Genomic DNA, 17932 nt, shown 5'->3' with positions numbered 1-17932 from the left:
AGGCCAGTCGTCCGGCCGGTGGAGCGGAAGCGCTCACACGTCAGATGGATCGACAGAGCATGGCGGCGACGCGACACAGGTCTACTGCCCGCCGCTTCGTGAGGTCCGCCTGCTGATGCTTCATAGTCATGGATCGTAGGGACGAATCGACCGCCCTGTCACCGGTGTGTCACATGTCGAGACAGGATCGTCCGGATAATGGACGAGAAAGCCCCGGCAGGCCGCTCGAACGGCCTCCGGGGCTCTTCGCGCGACCCGCCCTTCTGAGGGGCGGACCGCACCGTCTCACGATCCGGCCAGGGACACGTTCGTGCCGGTCAGCGCCAGATGCACGCCCGCCTCGTCCGAGGTCAGGGTGGAGAGCCGCAGCCCGGCGGGCAGGCCCGCGTCGAGCCGGCGGTCGAAGTCGGTCTTCTTCCGGACGACCTTCTCGATCCCCGGGATCCCCTCGCCCGGAACCTCCTCGGCGCGCACCCGGACGATCTTTGCGCCCGGGGAGTCCTTCGCGTCCTCCAGCGTGACGGTCGAGATCACGCTGCGGGTGAACCGCCTGCCGAGGAAGTCCACGGTCGCGCTGACCTTCACCTTCCCCGGCTGCCCGCCGTAGGAGACGGTCACCCCGGTCTCCGAGGCCGCGGTCAGGTCCGCGTACGAGACCAGGGCCTCACCCTCGGCCCTCCCGGCCGTGCCCCCGGTGTAGTCACTGTTCAAGGTGACGTCGTGGAAGGCCGCTTCGAGCCGCGTCAGCCGCGCCTTGCGACCCTCGGCGGAGGCGTCCACGCCCGTGAGCACCAGATCCACCCGCTCCAGCCGGTGGTCGAGCGCCTGGGTCAGGAACGGGAAGCCGTGGATGTCCACCTCCACGTCGCCCGCCAACCCCTGCCGGGACTGGATCTTGTCGGCCAGCTGGTTCTCGGCGTAGTTGACCGCCCAGCGGTCGGCGCCCACGAACAGGGCGCCCAGGATCACTCCGATGATGACGATGGCCCGCAGAAAGCGCACGTGCCCCTCCCCCAATAGATCAGTACGTGCGCCCTAGTTGACCACGCTCGGAACGGGAGGGGTCGAACGTGTGGCCGAGGTCAGCCCACCACCCGACCCATCAGGTAGACGGCGGGAGCGGCCGCCGCCAGCGGCAGGGCGACACCGGCCGTCATGTGGACGAACTTCGACGGGTAGTCGTACGCGGCCACCCGCAGACCGACCAGGGCGCACACCCCGGCGGCCAGACCGAGCAGCGCGCCGCCGGTCCCGATGTCCGTCATCGTGCCGACCGCGATGCCCGCACCCGCCGCGGCGGCCAGCGAGACCGTCACGGACGCCGGGGCGGGGAGCGGCAGGGCCCGGGCGAAGACGGCGACCGCGACGGCGGCCGCGCCCACGCTGACGGCGTCGGAGCCGGCGGCCAGGTACCCGGCGCAGACGATGGCGAGGGCGGCGGACGCCACCGAGGCCATCAGGCCGTACATCCGCTCGTCGGGGTCCGCGTGGCTGCGGAGCTGGAGCACCAGCGTGAGCAGCACCCAGGCGCCGAGGGTGCCGATGATCGCGCCGGGCCCGTTCACGTCGTCCACGGCGAGCACGGCCCCGTCCGCGACCACGGCGCCGAGGAAGGCGAGGGCGATGCCCTGGCGCGCGGGCCACATGCCGTTGAGGCGGAACCAGCCGGCCGCGGTGAGGCCCTGGAGGGCGATCAGCGGCACGAGCAGCGCGAGGTCCCCGAAGGCCGCGGCCGCGGCCAGCAGCAGCCCGAGGGCGGCGGTCAGTATGGCCGACTGCGGACCGGGGTCGATGATCGGCGACCGGCCTTCGGCGCGGGCCTGGGCCGGGTCGACGGCGCGGAGCGTGTTGCCGGCGAGCGTCGGCGGGGAGTACTCGCCCCGCGCGCCGGAGTCGGCGGCGGGGTCCAGGGGAGCCTCGGGGGGCTCCGCGGCGGCCGTCACCGGCGGCAGGTAGGCGGTGGCCTCGACGGCCGGCTCCGGGGGCCGCGGCGGCAGGTACGCCGTCTCCTCGGCCCAGCCGGACGCGGGGGCGGGGGCGGGGGCCGCCGGGGCCTCCTCGCGGAACCAGCCCTCGGGCGCGGCGGGCTGCCCGTACGCCTGCGGCTGCGGGAACTGCTGCGGCTGCTGGGACTGATGCGGCGGCTCGGGCTGGAACTGCTGGTGCGACGACTGGGGCTGCAACTGCTGGTGGGACTGTTGGGGCTCCTGGTACGGCGGCAGGTACGCCGTCTCGGCCCACTCCTGCGCGGGAGCCGCCGGAGCCTCCTCGCGGAACCAGCCCTCGGGCGCGGCGGGCTGCCCGTACGACGCCTGCTGCGGCTGCTGCCCGGGCTGGAACTGCTGCTGGAACTGCTGGTACGGCTCCTGGTACGACTGCTGGTACGGCTCCTGGTAGGCCGTCTCGGCGGGGCCGGCGGGCGGCGCCGCCGGGGCCTCCTCGCGGAACCAGCCCTCGGGCGCCGCAGGCTGCGCGGGCTGCTGCCCGGCCCGGTCCGGGACCCCGCCGGGCCGCGGCTGCACCGGCTGGTAGCCGGTGTCCCAGGTGTCGGACTGCCAGGTCTGCGTCCCGTACGGATCGTGCTGTTGCCGCTCCCGCTCCTGTTCCTGCTCGTGCCGCTGCCTGCGCTGTTGCTCTTCGGGCGTACTCATGGGCTCCCGCTCACCCGCCCGCGAACGGCGGCAGCACCTCGACGGTGCCGCCTTCCGTGAGCAGGACGGCATCGTGCGGGCGCTTGCCCACAGGTTCTTCGTTCACGAGGAAGGAGCAGCGCAGCAGGACCCGGGTCAGTTCCCCCGGGTGGCGTTCGCGCACGGCGTCGAGCGCCTCGCCCAGTGTCCGCGCCGCGTACGGCTCCTCCGCCGTCCCGGCGGCGGACTTGGCCGCCGCCCAGTAGCGGATGGTTCCGGTTGCCACAGCTGCTCCCCTCGTCGGCTCTCTGTCGTCGGCATCCATGATGAACCCTCCGACCACCCGGCCCCGCGTGCCTCCGCGCGCCCCGAGTGCGCCGGGGTGGGACGGCGAGAGGCCACCGATCCGACGAAACCGGGGCATACCCTGGTGACGGGCGTGGCAGGAACCACAGAAGGGGTTCGTCGGAGCCTCTGCCCCGAAAGGGCCGGTGGGCTATTCTGGCGGCGTAGAGGATCCGGGCAACGTTGCCCCCGGGTCCTTTTGTGCTTTCAGCACGTTGAACGGACCGAGAACACCGAGAACGGCGCATCGCTGCGGACCCCAGGGCGCGGGGACCGCGGGGCGCAAGGCGAGACGTACGAAGCAGTGCCGCGAAAGTCCTCGACGGGACCGAGGAGGAACCGACGTGATGGACCAGCGATCCGTGCACACGCACGTGCACAAACGCCCGACCCGGGCAGGTGGTCGGGCATGAGCTCACTCCTGCTGCTGACCAACGCCCTGCAGCCGTCGACCGAGGTGCTGCCCGCCCTCGGCCTGCTGCTGCACAACGTACGGGTGGCGCCCGCCGAGGGACCGGCCCTCGTGGACACCCCCGGAGCCGATGTCATCCTCATCGACGGGCGGCGCGACCTCCCGCAGGTGCGGTCGCTCTGTCAGCTGCTCCGCTCCACGGGCCCCGGCTGCCCCCTCGTCCTCGTCGTCACGGAGGGCGGTCTGGCCGCCGTCACGGCCGACTGGGGCATCGACGACGTCCTCCTCGACACCGCCGGGCCCGCCGAGGTGGAGGCGCGCCTGCGGCTCGCCACCGGCCGGCAGCAGATGGGTTCCGACGACTCCCCGATGGAGATCCGCAACGGCGACCTGTCGGTCGACGAGGCCACCTACTCGGCGAAGCTGAAGGGCCGGGTCCTGGACCTGACCTTCAAGGAGTTCGAGCTGCTCAAGTACCTCGCGCAGCACCCGGGACGGGTCTTCACCCGCGCCCAGCTGCTCCAGGAGGTCTGGGGCTACGACTACTTCGGCGGCACCCGGACGGTCGATGTCCACGTGCGGCGGCTGCGCGCCAAGCTCGGCCCCGAACACGAGTCGCTGATCGGGACCGTGCGCAACGTCGGCTACCGCTTCGTCACCCCCGAGAAGGTCGAGCGGGCGGCCGCGGAAGCGGCGGCGCAGGCGGCCGCGAAGGCGGCGGCGGCCCTCCCCCGTCCGGAGGAAGCCCCGGTGACCGTCGAGTCGGCGGGACGGCCTGCCCAGAGGTAGGTCACCCCGCGTAGACTGCCGCGCGTGGCCAAGGTGACGCGGGATGACGTGGCGCGACTTGCGGGTACCTCTACCGCCGTCGTGAGCTACGTCATCAACAACGGACCCAGGCCGGTTGCCCCGGCCACGCGCGAGCGTGTACTCGCCGCGATCAAGGAGCTGGGGTACCGACCCGACCGGGTCGCGCAGGCGATGGCGTCCCGGCGCACCGACCTCATAGGCATGATCGTCCCGGATGCCCGGCAGCCGTTCTTCGCGGAGATGGCGCACGCGGTCGAACAGGCCGCCGCCGAGCGCGGGAAGATGGTCCTCGTCGGCAACTCCGACTACCGCGACGAGCGCGAGGTCCACTACCTGCGTGCCTTCCTCGGCATGCGGGTCTCCGGGCTGATCCTGGTCAGCCAGGGCATGAGCGAGCGCGCCGCCTCGGAGATCGAGGCGTGGGACGCCCGGATCGTGCTGCTGCACGAGCGCCCCGAGGCCATCGACGACGTCGCGGTGATCACCGACGACATCGGTGGCGCGCAGCTCGCCACCCGGCACCTGTTGGAGCACGGGCACCCGTACGTGGCCTGCATCGGCGGCGTCGAGAACACCCCGTCGGTCGGCGACCCCGTCGCGGACCACGTCGAGGGCTGGCGGCGGGCGATGCTGGAGGCCGGCCGCTCGGTGGAGGGCCGGCTCTTCGAGGCCCCGTACAACCGCTACGACGCGTACACGGTCGCCCTGGAGGTCCTCTCGGGGCCGGACCGGCCCCCGGCGATCTTCTGCGCCACCGACGACCAGGCCATCGGCGTACTGCGGGCGGCACGGGAGCTGCGCATCGACGTGCCGGGCGAGCTGGCCGTGGCCGGTTTCGACGACGTCAAGGAAGCGGCGCTGACGGACCCGCCGCTGACCACCATCGCCTCCGACCGCACGGCGATGGCCCGGGCGGCGGTGGACCTCGTCCTGGACGACGCCCTGCGGGTGGCGGGCTCGCGCCGGGAGCGGCTCAAGCAGTTCCCGTCGGCGCTGGTCATCCGACGGTCCTGCGGCTGCCGCTGACGCTGCTCCGGCGGACGGGCTCGGGGCGTCCCGGGCCCGGGTCCGGGCCCTGTCCTCATATCCGGCATACGCGGTTCTGTCGGGCTTCTCAGCCGGGACTCAGACAGCTCTCATGATCCCCGGACACAGTCGTAGGCATGACCGAGAGCTTCCGCCGCGAAGGCGAGTACCCCCAGGAGAACCGCCCCCAGCCCGCGCCGTTCGGCGAGGACTGGCAGCGCGGACGTGACCGGCTCACCCAGGAGGCCGGGGCGGGCGCCTACCCGCCGCCGCCCCCGTACCCGCCCGCCGCGCCGGCGCCCGGATGGCACGAGGCGCACCGGCCGCCCGTCATCCAGGGCGAGACGGTGCCCGCCGAAGCCGGGGACGGAGATGACGGCCAAGGCGCAGGCCGGGGCCGGCCCGTGCCCGCCCCGTCCGGACCGGCCCACGCCGGGCCGGCCCGCGCCAAGCGGCCCGTCGCCCTGCTCGCCGCCGTCGCGCTGGCCGCGGCCGTCGTGGGCGGTGGCACCGCCGCGGCGGTCCAGCAGTACCTGGGCGGGCAGAACGGCGGCGGCGCCGGCATCAACGGCACCAACGTCTCCCAGTCCGGCAACGGCACCGTCTCCGGCGTGGCCGAGCAGGTCGGCCCGTCCGTCGTGCGCATCGACACCCGGACCTCGTCCGGCCAGGGCACCGGTTCCGGCATCGTCCTCACCGCCGACGGGGAGATCGTCACCAACAACCACGTGGTCGAGGGGGCCTCCGAGATCCAGGTGACGATGAGCGACGGCAAGAAGTACCCGGCCAAGGCCGTCGGCACCGACCCGGACAAGGACCTGGCCCTGATCAAGCTCCAGGGCGCCAGTGGCCTCAAGGCGGCCAGGCTCGGCAACTCCGACGGGCTCAAGGTCGGCGACGAGGTCGTGGCCATCGGTTCCCCGGACCGGCTGACCGGCACCGTCACCAGCGGCATCGTCTCCGCGCTGAACCGCGACGTGAACGTGCCCAAGTCCGAGGAGCAGGCACCGCAGGGCCGGCAGGGCGGCGGGTGGCCGTTCTCGTACGACGGTCAGCAGTTCAACGGGAACACCGGCCAGAACACCACCTCCTACAAGGCCGTCCAGACGGACGCCTCCCTCAACCCCGGCAACTCCGGCGGCGCCCTCGTCAACATGAACGGCGAGATCGTCGGGATGCCCTCCGCGATCTACTCCCCCTCCAGCGACAGCAGCGGAGCCGGCAGCGTCGGCCTCGGCTTCGCCATCCCCGTCAACACCATCAAGGCCGACCTCGCGTCCCTGCGCGGCGGCGGCAGCGGCAGCGCCGGCGACACCGGAGCCGACTCGGGCGCCGGCGACTCGGGCGGCGCCGCCAACGGCTTCGGGACCTCCTCCTAGTCGCCCCGTGCGAGCCTGGTAGGACCGACCACCACCCCCGGGGGACCCACATGAACGCCGCCGAAGGCGACCAGCAGCGCATCCTCGTCGTCGACGACGAGCCGGCCGTCCGCGAGGCCCTGCGCCGCTCCCTCGCCTTCGAGGGCTACGGCGCGCGGACCGCCGTCGACGGCCTGGACGCCCTCGACCAGGCGGCCTCGTACGCCCCCGACCTGATCGTGCTGGACATCCAGATGCCCCGGATGGACGGCCTGACCGCCGCCCGGCGGCTGCGCGCCGCCGGCAGCACCACCCCGATCCTGATGCTGACCGCCCGCGACACCGTCGGCGACCGCGTCACCGGGCTCGACGCGGGCGCCGACGACTACCTGGTGAAGCCGTTCGAGCTGGACGAGCTGTTCGCGCGGGTCCGCGCGCTGCTGCGGCGCAGCTCGTACGCGGCGCCCGCGGCCGGCGGGAGCGAGCCCGAGGACGCGCTGACCTTCGGCGACCTGCGGATGGACCTCGCGACCCGCGAGGTCACCCGGGCCGGGCGGCCCGTGGAACTGACCCGCACCGAGTTCACGCTGCTGGAGATGTTCCTCGCCCATCCGCGCCAGGTGCTGACCCGCGAGCAGATCCTGAAGACCGTCTGGGGCTTCGACTTCGAACCCAGCTCCAACTCCCTGGACGTGTACGTGATGTACCTGCGCCGCAAGACCGAGGCCGGTGGGGAGCCGCGCCTGGTCCACACCGTGCGCGGGGTGGGCTACGTGCTGCGCGCCGCCGGGGCCGGGGACCACGGAGGGCCCGAGTGAGCCCGACGGCCAGGTTCCGCGCGCTGCCGCTGCGCTCGCGGCTGGCGCTGCTGGTCGCGGTCGCGGTGGCGGTCGCCGTGGCCGCCGTGGCGGCGGTCTCGTGGGTGATGGTGCGCGCCCAGCTGCGGGACCAACTGGACCGCTCGCTGATGGCCACCAACCCGAACCCGCAGGTGGGGCGGGTACTGGAGGGGGGCCGTTGTGTGACCCGCCCCGCCGAGTCGCAGCAGGACATCGCCGGGAACCTGAACGCGACGGTCCAGATCGTCACCGCCCAGGGCGGGCACTGCTGGGTGAGCGGGCCGGCGACGCTGCCGGTGACCGCCGTCGACAAGGAGATCGCGGCGGGCAAGCGGCGGGCCACCCTCCAGGACGTGACGACCTCCGACGGCGTCGACATGCGCGTCTACACGACGCCCGCGCAGGTGGTGTCCGGCGGGCCCGTGTTCGGCATCTCCATCGCCAAGCCGCTCGCCGACATCGACAAGCCGCTGTCCACCCTGGCCTGGGTGCTGCTGTTCGTGTCCGGCGTCGGCGTGGTCGGCGCGGGCGCCGCCGGACTGTGGGTGGCCCGTACGGGGCTGCGGCCGGTCGACGAACTGACCGACGCGGTCGAGCACATCGCCCGGACCGAGGACCTGACCGTACGGATCCCCGACGACGGCGACGACGAGATCGCCCGGCTGTCACGGTCCTTCAACTCCATGACCGCCGCGCTCGCCTCCTCCCGGACGCGCCAGGCCCAGCTGATCGCGGACGCCGGGCACGAGTTGCGCACCCCGCTGACCTCGCTGCGGACCAACATCGAGCTGCTGGCGCGCAGCGAGGAGACCGGTCGGGCCATCCCGCCGCAGGACCGCCGGGAGCTGCTGGCCTCGGTGAAGGCACAGATGACGGAGTTGGCGTCGCTGATCGGGGACCTCCAGGAGCTGTCCCGCCCGGACGCGGCCTCGCCGGGTCCGCTCGGGGTGGTGGCCCTGCACGAGATCGCCGGTGCCGCGCTGTCGCGGGCCCGGCTGCGCGGTCCGGAGCTGACGTTCGGCTCGTCCCTGGAGCCCTGGTACGTACGGGGCGAGGCGGCGGCGCTGGAGCGGGCGGTGGTCAACGTCCTGGACAACGCGGTGAAGTTCAGCCCGCCGGGCGGGCGCGTCGAGGTGGCGCTGCACGCCGGGGAGCTGACCGTACGGGACCACGGGCCGGGCATCCCGCAGCAGGACCTGCCGCACGTCTTCGAGCGGTTCTGGCGGTCCCCGTCGGCCCGCGCCCTGCCCGGCAGCGGGCTGGGCCTGTCGATCGTGGCCCGTACGGTGAGCCGCGCGGGCGGCAGCGCCGAGCTGCGGCCGCCCCGGGACGGCGGCCCGGGCACGGAGGCGGTGCTCCGCGTCCCGGGTGCGCCCACCCCGCCGCCGACCGCGGACCCGCCGGCGGCGCCGCCGGCGGGCGGCGCGTCAGTTGTGTCGGATCAGTGAGGTGACGAGTCCGGAGCGGGTGTGGGGGAAGTCCATGGGGACGATGCCGAGCCCGGTCCGGCCGGCCATCTCCCCGCCGTCCACGAAGCCGTGGACCTGCGGGTTGAGGCGGTCGGAGTTCCAGCGGGGCGGCATGTACGCCGAGGTGCTGGAGTAGTTCACGAACAGTTTGCCGGGCTGCTGGACGGCCTTGCGGAAGTGGTTCTCGATCTTCCCGCGTTTGGCGAACGGCTCGGCCATGTAGTCGTCCTGGACGTCGAAGACGTTCCCGTCGCCGTACCGCAGGCCGGGCAGGCCGCCGTTGTCGGCGAGCAGCACCACCTTGCCGCGTGCCTGCCCCAGGGAGGAGGGCAGGGTGTCGGCGATCCGGAAGAGCGGTCGCCAGCCCCGGTTGTCGAGGTAGTCGTCGAAGACGGCGCGGAAGGTGGCGTCGCTGTCCTCGGAGTACTCCTGCTTGACGCGCATCAGCAGGGTCTCGGAGGGGTGCGCGGCGAGGAAGTTCCAGCAGTCGACGAGGACGTCGCCGAACATCAGGTCCTGGAAGAAGGCCGCGTGGTGGATGGCGAACGAGCCGCCCGTGACCCGACATCGGACGTCGAGGAAGCGGATGCCCGCGTCGAGCTGCTGCGCGATCGAGGTGTTCTGGCAGGCGACGTAGAGCCCGCCCTTGCGAGCGCCCGAGTCGTGGGTGCCGGGGATGGTCATGCGCTGGAGGGGGGTGGAGTCGGCGAGGCCGGCCATCCAGTCCTGGGTGCCGAGCGTGGCCGCCGAGGCCTGACCCGCCGCCCCGATGCCGAGGGCGGCTCCCGCCGCCATCGCCCCGACCAGGAACCTCCGCCGGTCCATTGCGCTTCCCATGCCCGCCCCTTCGCCGACCCGGTGGTGGGACGGGATCATGGCATGCGGGACCGGGCATTGCTACCCATCGGTAGTGGTCAGCTTTCGAGCAACTCCGCCATGGCGCGCAGCCCTTGGGCGAGTTCGTGGCCGTTCGGCGCCGCCTCCGCGTCGGTCAGGCACTGCACCATCACGCCGCTGAGCAGGGCGATGTGCACCGAGCCGAGGGCGCGTACGTCCGCTTCGCAGACCTCCTCCTCGGGGACCCCGCGGAGTTGGGCGGCGACCATGCGCCGGGAGCGGCGTTGGCCCTCGGCGAGGATCGCGAGGACCTCGGGCGAGGACTGCGCGTGGACGAAGGCCTCGACGTTGGCGATCCACAGCCAGCGCATGTCGCCGAAGTCCCGGATCTTGCGGTCCCAGGTGTCGGCGTAGCGCTCCTCGGCGGTGTCCCCCTCGCCGGCGAGCCGGCCGGCCGCCGCGGCCCACTCGTCCATGGCGTCGAACAGCGCGCGGTTCAGGAGCGCCTCGCGCGACCCGAAGTGGTAGCCGATCGCGGCCATGCTCACCTTCGAGGCCGAGGCGATGTCGCGCACGGTCGTGCGCAGGTACCCCTTCTCCTCCAGGCAGCGGCGCGCTCCGGCCAGCAGGTCCTCGCGATTTCCCATGCGGCGATCGTATCCGCGCCCTCCTTCTTGGGCGTTCGCCTCAGGCAAGCGCCCTATACGGACGTCTTGCACGCTTGCCCAAATGCCGGCAGCCTGGGACCGGGAACACCGACGGACCACCCGCCGGAACCCGCACGGAACACCGCCCGATCGCACCCCGGGGAGAGCCACGCCATGCGCCACGAGCTGAAGATCGACGACCGCACCCTGTCCCACCTGGACTTCGGCGGCCCGGGTCGCCCCTTGCTCGCGCTCCACGGCGGCCTCTCCGAGGGCGCCGCCTTCACCGGCCTCGCCGCCCACCTCGGCGACGCCTGGCGGGTCATCGCCCCCGACCAGCGCGGCCACGGCGACTCCGACCGGGCCCCCGACTACCGGCGCGAGGGCTACGTCGCCGACACCGTGGCCCTGCTCGACCACCTCGGCCTCGACGCCCCCGTCGTCGTCCTCGGCTACTCCCTCGGCGGCCTCAACGCGGTCCACCTGGCCGCCGCCCACCCCGACCGGGTCCGCGCGCTCATCGACGTGGACGCCGCTCTGGAGATCGACCCCGACGGGCCGGAGCCGTTCTCCTTCCTGCGCGGCGTGCCCTACACCGGCGAGAGCCCCGAGGCGCTCATCGCGGCCGTCGGCCCGGTCGTCGCGCAGTTCGTCACCGGCGCCCTGCGGCCGCTGCCCGACAGCGGCCGTTGGCGGCTGCCGTTCCACCCGCAGGACATGCTCGACTCCATCCGCGCCTGCCGGGGCGACCACTGGGACGCCTGGCTCGCGAGCACCTGCCCGGCCCTGCTGGTCCACGGCACCCGCAGCCAGTCCCTCCCGCAGCGGCAGGCCGACGCGATGGTCGCCCGGCGGCCGGGGACCTCGTACGCCCCGCTCGACGGGGACCACTTCGTACCGTTCACCGACCCGCACGGCTTCCACGAGGCCGTCGGGGCGTTCCTCGACCGGCTCTGAACCCTTCCCGGCGGCGCCGGGGACCGCCGGGAACGCCGAAGGGGCGACGGGCCGGCGGGCCCGTCGCCCCTTCGGGCGCGCTGTGCGCGCGCGTCGCTCCGGTCCTACTTGACGATCGTGATCCGGTTCGCCGCCGGCGGGGCGATCGGGGACTCCTGCGAGGAGTTGTTCGTCAGGTAGGCGTTGAAGCAGTCCAGGTCGGACGCGCCCACCAGCTTGTTCTTGTGCTCCTTCAGGACGGTGAAACCGTCACCGCCGCCCGCGAGGAACTCGTTCATCGCGACCCGGTAGGTCCGGGCGGGGTCGATGGCCGCGCCGTTCAGCCTCACCGAGTCCACGACGACGCGGTCCGCGCCCGCCCTGGTCAGGTCCAGGGTGTACGTGAAGCCCTTCGAGACCTGCAGGATCTTCGGGTTCGGGCCGTTGACCGTGCCGCTGACCTGCTGCTGGAGCGCGGTGATCAGCTGCGCGCCGGTCAGGTCCACGATGTTCATCATGTTGGTGAACGGCTGGACCGTGAAGGACTCGCCGTACGTCACCACCCCGTCGCCCTCGGCCCCGGAGGCCTTGAAGGCGAGGTCCGAGCGGATGCCGCCCGGGTTCATGACGGCCAACTCCGCGCCACCCTTGTCGGCCGGGGCCAGGGCCTCCAGCTGCGCGTCGGCGATCAGGTCGCCGAGCGGCTTCTCGTAGGCCTCCGAGCCGCGACCCGGGATGTCCGCCGAGATGAAGCCCTGGGGGCGGTTGGCGATCGGGGCCGCCAGCTCGTTCCAGCGCCGGATCAGGTCGCTCATGTCCGCGGCCTTGGGCTGCTCGCGGGTGACGACCTTGTTGACCGGCTTGGGCGAGGTGACCGGCGTACGGACGATGTCCTTGGTCTGCCGGTCGTACGTGAGGGTGGTGTCCGTGAACAGCCGGCCGATGGAGGCGGCCGAGGTGACCGTGCGCGGGTTGCCCGCCGGGTCGGGGATGTTGCAGGCGTACGCCTGGTGCGTGTGGCCCGTCACCAGCGCGTCGACCTTGGGGTCGACCTTCTTGGCGATGTCCACGATCGCGCCCGAGATGCCGGCGCCCGCGCCGGGGGTGTCGCAGTCGTAGTTGTACGCGCCGTTGGCGGGCAGACCGCCCTCGTGGACGAGCGCGACGATCGACTTCACGCCCTGCTTGTTCAGCTCCGCGGCGTACTTGTTGATCGTCTCGATCTCGTCGCCGAACTTGAGGCCCTTGACGCCCTCGGCGGTGACGACGTCCGGAGTGCCCTCCAGGGTGACGCCGATGAAGCCGATCTTCACGTCCCCCTTCTTCCAGACGAAGGTGGGCGACATCATCGGACGCTTGGTCTTCTCGTCCGTCACGTTCGCGGCGAGGTACTGGAACTCCGCTCCGGTGAACGTCTTGCCGTACTCGAAGCAACCCTCGGTGGGGTGGCAACCGCCGTACGCCATGCGGCGCAGCTCGGTCTTGCCCTCGTCGAACTCGTGGTTGCCGACGCTGGACACGTCGAGGCCGAGCTTGTTCATCGCCTCGATGGTCGGCTCGTCGTGGAAGAGCCCCGACAGCATCGGGCTGCCGCCGATCATGTCACCGGCCGCGGCGGTGACGGAGTACTCGTGGCCCTTGCGGGCTTCGCGCAGGCTCGTCGCCAGGTACTCGACGCCGCCCGCGGGTATGGACTTGGTGGTGCCGTCCGCCTGGCGTTCGGTCACGGTGCCGGAGGAACCCTGCGGGGGCTCCAAGGTGCCGTGGAAATCATTGAACGAAAGCATCTGAACGTCGACGGTCCGGCTCTTGGCCGCACCGCCACCACTCGCGGCTCCGGCCGGCAGGGCGGCGGCGACCATGGCCCCGGCCCCGGCCGTGACGGCGAGGGCGGCGAGGGTCAACCGGCGGGCTCGGCGGTGCCGTTGTGGCGTCGCTGACATTTAGTCCCCTTTGCGGACAGCGAGACAACTTGGGAGGTCCGCCGCAGCCTATTGTCAACGCGCGTAGCACGACAGGGGCTAATGGGTTACGGGCTGGTTGCGGTCGTACGGTGGGGTCATGACTGACGCAGCAGCGGCCCTGGAGCCGGGACGGCAGATTGAGACCCTCGACGAGCTGACGGAGGAACAGGCCGACGCCGTACTCACCCTGATCACGGACGCCGCCCGCACCGACGGCACCACCGCCGTGTCCGAACAGGGACGCATCCAGCTCCGCGGCGGACCCCGCGAGGGCATCCGGCACTTCCTGCTCACCGCCGACGGCCGGCTCACCGCGTACGGACAACTGGAGGACACCGACCCGGTGGAGGCCCCCGCCGCGGAACTCGTCGTCCACCCCTCCCTGCGCGGTCGCGGCCACGGCCGGGCGCTCGGCACGGCCCTGCTGGCCGCCTCGGGCAAGCGGATCCGGGTCTGGGCCCACGGCGGCAAGTCCGCCGCCCGCCACCTCGCGCAGGTCCTCGGCCTGACCCTGTTCCGCGAACTGCGCCAGCTGCGCCGCCCGCTCGGCCCCGAAGCGCCGCCGCTGCCCGATCCCGCCCTGCCGGCCGGGGTCACCGTACGCACCTTCGTGCCCGGCGCCGACGACGCGGCCTGGATCGCGGCGAACGCCGCCGCCTTCGCCCACCACCCCGAGCAGGGCTCCCTCACCGAGCGGGACCTGGCCGACCGGATCGCGCAACCGTGGTTCGACGCCGAGGGCTTCTTCCTCGCGGAGCGCGACGGCGAACTGGTCGGCTTCCACTGGACGAAGATCCACGCCGAGGAGCGGCTCGGCGAGGTCTACGTGGTCGGCGTCCGCCCCGGCGCGCAGGGCGGCGGCCTCGGCAAGGCCCTCACCGCGATCGGCCTGCGCCACCTGGCCGCGGCGGGCCTGCCCACCGCGATGCTCTACGTGGACGCCGACAACCCGGCCGCCCTCGCCGTCTACGAGGGCCTCGGCTTCACCACCCACGAGGTGGACCTGATGTACCGCACCGAGAGCTGACACGCCGGCCCGCCGGCTCCGTTCGGGCTCCCGCGCGCGCGGGAGCCCGAACGGAGCAACGCGTCGCCCCGGCGTCCTCCCGTGTGCCAGGCGGACCCTGGAAGCCATTCGCCATTAACCGGGCATTAAGAAGCGCTTGCCAGCATCCGACCATGCAGCCCCGACTCCGCCTGACGGCCGACACTTCCGACGCGCCTGTCCTGCCGCGTGCGCGGAAGAATGGAGTCATGAGCCACAAGCCCAGCGTCGGCCCCACCGAGGTCCCCGCCCAGCACCCGTCTCACACGCCCGCCACGGCGAAGTCGCAGCTCGGCTCCATAGCCGCGCACCGCCCGAACGTCGGCCACGTCGATCTCGATCCCGATCTCGACGCCGATCCGGACACCTACGACGACAAAGAGGGCGGCGAGCTGCCCCCCGGGCGGTTCCTCGACCGCGAACGCAGCTGGCTCGCCTTCAACGAACGGGTACTGGAACTCGCGGAGGACCCCGCCACCCCGCTGCTGGAGCGCGCCAATTTCCTGGCGATCTTCGCGAGCAACCTCGACGAGTTCTTCATGGTCCGCGTCGCCGGCCTCAAGCGCCGCATCGCGACCGGCGTCGCCACCCGCTCCGCCTCCGGCCTCCAGCCCCGCGAGGTCCTGGACCTGATCTGGACCCGCTCGCGCGAGCTCATGGCCCGGCACGCCGCCTGCTACCAGCAGGACATCGCCCCGCAGCTCGCCGAGGAGGGCATCCACCTCATCCGGTGGCCCGACCTCACCGAGAAGGAGCAGGCCCGCCTCTTCACCCTGTTCCGCAACCAGATCTTCCCGGTGCTCACCCCGCTGGCCGTGGACCCCGCGCACCCCTTCCCGTACATCTCCGGCCTGTCCCTGAACCTGGCCGTCGTCGTGCGCAACCCCGTCAGCGGGCACCGCCACTTCGCCCGGGTCAAGGTCCCGCCCCTGCTCTCCCGCTTCCTGGAGGCCTCCCCGCAGCGCTTCGTCCCGCTGGAGGACGTCATCGCCGCGCACCTGGAGGAGCTGTTCCCCGGCATGGAGGTGCTCGCGCACCACATGTTCCGGGTCACCCGCAACGAGGACCTCGAAGTCGAGGAGGACGACGCGGAGAACCTGCTCCAGGCCCTGGAGAAGGAACTCATGCGGCGCCGTTTCGGCCCGCCCGTCCGGCTGGAGGTCGAGGAGTCCATCGACCCCGGCGTCCTGGACCTCCTCGTACAGGAACTCAAGGTCAGCGCCGCCGAGGTCTACCCACTGCCGGGCCCGCTCGACCTGACCGCCCTCTTCGGGATCTCCTCCCTGGACCGGCCCGAGCTGAAGTACCCGAAGTTCATCGCCGGCACCCACCGCGACCTCGCCGAGGTGGAATCCGCGTCCGCGCCCGACATCTTCGCCGCGCTGCGCGAACGGGACGTGCTGCTGCACCACCCGTACGACTCCTTCTCCACCTCCGTACAGGCCTTCCTGGAGCAGGCCGCCGCCGACCCGGACGTCCTCGCGATCAAGCAGACCCTGTACCGGACGTCCGGCGACTCCCCTATAGTCGACGCCCTCATCGACGCCGCCGAATCCGGCAAGCAGGTCCTGGTCCTCGTCGAGATCAAGGCCCGCTTCGACGAACAGGCCAACATCAAATGGGCGCGCAAGCTGGAGGAGTCCGGCTGCCACGTCGTCTACGGGCTCGTCGGCCTCAAGACCCACTGCAAGCTGTCGCTCGTCGTCCGCCAGGAAGGCGACCAGCTGCGCCGCTACTCCCACGTCGGAACCGGCAACTACCACCCCAAGACCGCCCGGCTCTACGAGGACCTCGGCCTGCTCACCACCGACCCGCAGGTCGGCGCCGACCTCTCCGACCTGTTCAACCGGCTGTCCGGCTACTCGCGGCGCGAGACCTACCGCCGACTGCTGACCGCCCCCAAGTCGCTGCGCGACGGCCTCGTCTCCCGCATCGACAAGGAAGCCGACCACCACCGGGCCGGGCGTCCCGCGTACGTCCGACTGAAGATGAACTCGATCGTCGACGAGGCCCTCATCGACTCCCTCTACCGGGCCGCCCGCGCGGGCGTCCCGGTCGACATCTGGGTCCGCGGCATCTGCGCCGTGCGCCCCGGCGTCCCCGGGCTGTCGGAGAACATACGCGTCCGTTCGATCCTCGGCCGCTTCCTGGAACACTCCCGGGTCTTCGCCTTCGGCAACGGCGGCGAACCCGAGGTGTGGATCGGCAGCGCCGACATGATGCACCGCAACCTCGACCGTCGCATCGAGGCACTGGTCAGGGTCGCCGACCCGGCCCACCGCACGTCACTGGACCGACTCCTCGAAATCGGCATGTCCGACGACACCGCCTCCTGGCACCTGGGGCCCGACGGCGAGTGGACCCGGCACGCCACGGACTCCGAGGGCCAGCCGCTGCGGCACGTACAGGAGATGCTCATAGACGCCCGGAGGCGCCGGCGTGGCTCAGCCAAACCATGACCCCCTGGCAGGCGACGTGCTCGGCACGTACCTGCGGTCCCAGGCCACCGCTTTCCTGCGCGCGCTGCGCCTGCACGGCGACAGCGCGGCGGGGGCGGCCGACACCGCCGAGGGAACCGACGCCGCGCGCGGCCTGCGGGGGGCCGCGCGCCGGATCTGCGGCTCCCTGGGCACCTTCCGGGGGGTGACCGAGTCGGCCTGGGCCGACTCGCTGCGCACGGAACTCGTCTGGCTCTCCTCCACCCTCGCCGACGAGCACGCGTACGCCGTCAGGCTGTCGCGGCTCATGGACGCCCTGCACCGGCTCTCCGGCGCCCCCGAGGTGCCCGCGCCCCGGGGCTCCGCCGGCGCGCTCACCGTGGGTTCCGCCCGGGCGGGCGCCCTGCTGGAACGGCAACTCACCCTGGCCCGCACGCGCGCCCACTCGGCCACCCTGTCCGCCCTCGGCTCGTCCCGCTTCCACGCGGTGGCCGACGCGGTGGCCGTCCTCGCCTCCGAGGTCCCGCTGGACCCGGTCGCGGCCCGCGGCCGGGTGGACGAGGTACTGATCCCGCTGGCGGAAGTGGCCGAAACCCGTCTGGTCGACGCCGTGAACGCGCTCCCGGCCCCCGAGGGCGGCACCCCGTACTCCGCACACGAGGACGGGGCCTGGAACGAGGTACGCCGCCTCCTGCGGGTCCACCGGTACGCCCGGGAGACCCTGGGCGACGACGTGACCCGGCTGGTCGCCGCGGGCGAGGCCCTGGACCGCCACCGCGACGCCTCCGAAGCCGCCGCCGCCTCCGCGACCGCGGCCCGCACCCCCCGCATCGCCCCGGCCACCGCGTACGCCCTCGGTGTCCTGCACGCCGACCAACGCCACGCGGTCGAGGCGGCCCGCCAAACCTTCCACACCCTCTGGCACCCGGCCCCCGCCCTCCCCTGACCCCAAGGCCCGGGCCTCCCCAGCCCCGCCGCCGAAATCCAGCCCCACCGGCGTTCGGGGCGCGGGGACCCGAGGCGACATCCAGCCCCGCCGGCGTTCGAGGCGCGGGGGCCCGCCGCCGAAATCCAGCCCCACCGGCGTTCGAGGCGCGGGGACCCGAGGCGACATCCAGCCCCGCCGGCGTTCGAGGCGCGGGGACCCTGGGGCGAAATCCAGCCCCGCCGGCGTTT

Annotated in this window: 16 protein-coding genes; 9 read left to right on the top strand and 7 right to left on the bottom strand. The window is 72.7% G+C overall.

The genetic code is table 11. The annotated features are described in order from the left end of the window. Positions 1–40 precede the first annotated feature (40 nt). From ACIRO3_RS32960 to ACIRO3_RS32945, 4 genes are all read right to left on the bottom strand, one after another. Positions 41–124 carry a putative leader peptide gene (locus ACIRO3_RS32960; protein WP_359921537.1) on the bottom strand — a complete coding sequence of 28 codons (84 nt, stop codon included), beginning with the start codon at positions 122–124 and terminating at the stop codon, positions 41–43. A 161-nt stretch (positions 125–285) separates the two neighbouring features. Then, entirely contained in the window at positions 286–1002 is a 717-nt protein-coding gene (locus tag ACIRO3_RS32955; RefSeq protein WP_404142972.1) for a DUF2993 domain-containing protein, read from the bottom strand. Between the two features lie 80 nt (positions 1003–1082). Further along, the gene (locus ACIRO3_RS32950) at positions 1083–2651 is read right to left on the bottom strand and encodes a hypothetical protein (protein ID WP_404142969.1); all 1569 of its coding nucleotides are present in this window, start codon (positions 2649–2651) and stop codon (positions 1083–1085) included. 10 nt (positions 2652–2661) lie between these two features. Continuing rightward, the gene (locus tag ACIRO3_RS32945) at positions 2662–2916 is read right to left on the bottom strand and encodes a MoaD/ThiS family protein (RefSeq protein WP_361784256.1); all 255 of its coding nucleotides are present in this window, start codon (positions 2914–2916) and stop codon (positions 2662–2664) included. A 468-nt stretch (positions 2917–3384) separates the two neighbouring features. On the opposite strand from ACIRO3_RS32945, the gene ACIRO3_RS32940 reads away from it, so the two are divergent. The 5 genes from ACIRO3_RS32940 to ACIRO3_RS32920 all read left to right on the top strand — a co-directional run bounded on the left by ACIRO3_RS32940 (position 3385) and on the right by ACIRO3_RS32920 (position 8868). Next, the gene (locus ACIRO3_RS32940) at positions 3385–4176 is read left to right on the top strand and encodes a response regulator transcription factor (RefSeq protein ID WP_361784253.1); all 792 of its coding nucleotides are present in this window, start codon (positions 3385–3387) and stop codon (positions 4174–4176) included. 24 nt (positions 4177–4200) lie between these two features. Beyond that, the gene (locus tag ACIRO3_RS32935) at positions 4201–5223 is read left to right on the top strand and encodes a LacI family DNA-binding transcriptional regulator (protein WP_267801251.1); all 1023 of its coding nucleotides are present in this window, start codon (positions 4201–4203) and stop codon (positions 5221–5223) included. Between the two features lie 137 nt (positions 5224–5360). Then, entirely contained in the window at positions 5361–6602 is a 1242-nt protein-coding gene (locus ACIRO3_RS32930) for a S1C family serine protease (protein WP_404142966.1), read from the top strand. A gap of 50 nt (positions 6603–6652) precedes the next feature. Continuing rightward, a complete protein-coding gene (locus tag ACIRO3_RS32925) occupies positions 6653–7399 on the top strand; it encodes a response regulator transcription factor (protein WP_365998378.1) in 747 nt (248 codons plus the stop codon). Continuing rightward, positions 7396–8868 (top strand): sensor histidine kinase, encoded by a 1473-nt coding sequence (locus tag ACIRO3_RS32920; RefSeq protein WP_404142963.1) that lies wholly within the window; start codon positions 7396–7398, stop codon positions 8866–8868. Before ACIRO3_RS32925 ends, ACIRO3_RS32920 begins: the two co-directional genes overlap by 4 nt. Here the strand turns inward: ACIRO3_RS32920 and ACIRO3_RS32915 are convergent. Beyond that, positions 8848–9726 carry a phosphatidylinositol-specific phospholipase C gene (locus ACIRO3_RS32915; RefSeq protein WP_361785581.1) on the bottom strand — a complete coding sequence of 293 codons (879 nt, stop codon included), beginning with the start codon at positions 9724–9726 and terminating at the stop codon, positions 8848–8850. The two genes, ACIRO3_RS32920 and ACIRO3_RS32915, sit on opposite strands and share 21 nt — an antisense overlap. Before the next feature lie 77 nt (positions 9727–9803). Continuing rightward, positions 9804–10373 (bottom strand): TetR/AcrR family transcriptional regulator, encoded by a 570-nt coding sequence (locus ACIRO3_RS32910; RefSeq protein WP_404142960.1) that lies wholly within the window; start codon positions 10371–10373, stop codon positions 9804–9806. Positions 10374–10547: 174 nt separating this feature from the next. Between ACIRO3_RS32910 and ACIRO3_RS32905 the strand changes: the two genes are divergently transcribed. After that, positions 10548–11330, top strand: a complete 783-nt coding sequence (locus tag ACIRO3_RS32905; protein ID WP_404142957.1) for an alpha/beta fold hydrolase — start codon at positions 10548–10550, stop codon at positions 11328–11330. A gap of 104 nt (positions 11331–11434) precedes the next feature. Here ACIRO3_RS32905 and ACIRO3_RS32900 read toward each other — a convergent pair whose 3' ends face one another. Further along, entirely contained in the window at positions 11435–13252 is a 1818-nt protein-coding gene (locus ACIRO3_RS32900) for a bifunctional metallophosphatase/5'-nucleotidase (protein WP_404142954.1), read from the bottom strand. Between the two features lie 118 nt (positions 13253–13370). On the opposite strand from ACIRO3_RS32900, the gene mshD reads away from it, so the two are divergent. The 3 genes from mshD (at position 13371) to ACIRO3_RS32885 (ending at position 17702) form a co-directional block, all read left to right on the top strand. Beyond that, entirely contained in the window at positions 13371–14300 is a 930-nt protein-coding gene (mshD, locus tag ACIRO3_RS32895; protein WP_361785569.1) for a mycothiol synthase, read from the top strand. A gap of 227 nt (positions 14301–14527) precedes the next feature. Continuing rightward, positions 14528–16777: an RNA degradosome polyphosphate kinase gene (locus ACIRO3_RS32890; RefSeq protein ID WP_404142951.1), complete on the top strand. Its 2250-nt coding sequence runs from the start codon at positions 14528–14530 to the stop codon at positions 16775–16777. After that, positions 16758–17702, top strand: coding sequence for a CHAD domain-containing protein (locus tag ACIRO3_RS32885; protein WP_404142949.1), 945 nt, complete (start codon positions 16758–16760; stop codon positions 17700–17702). The genes ACIRO3_RS32890 and ACIRO3_RS32885 overlap by 20 nt, the downstream gene beginning before the upstream one ends. Positions 17703–17932 lie beyond the last annotated feature (230 nt).

Origin of the sequence: Streptomyces sp. NPDC102278 (genome assembly GCF_044766345.1) — a bacterium.
In the GTDB taxonomy this organism is placed as follows: domain Bacteria; phylum Actinomycetota; class Actinomycetes; order Streptomycetales; family Streptomycetaceae; genus Streptomyces.
Note: the sequence above shows the minus strand (reverse complement) of the source record. Positions and strands in the feature narration are given on the sequence as shown.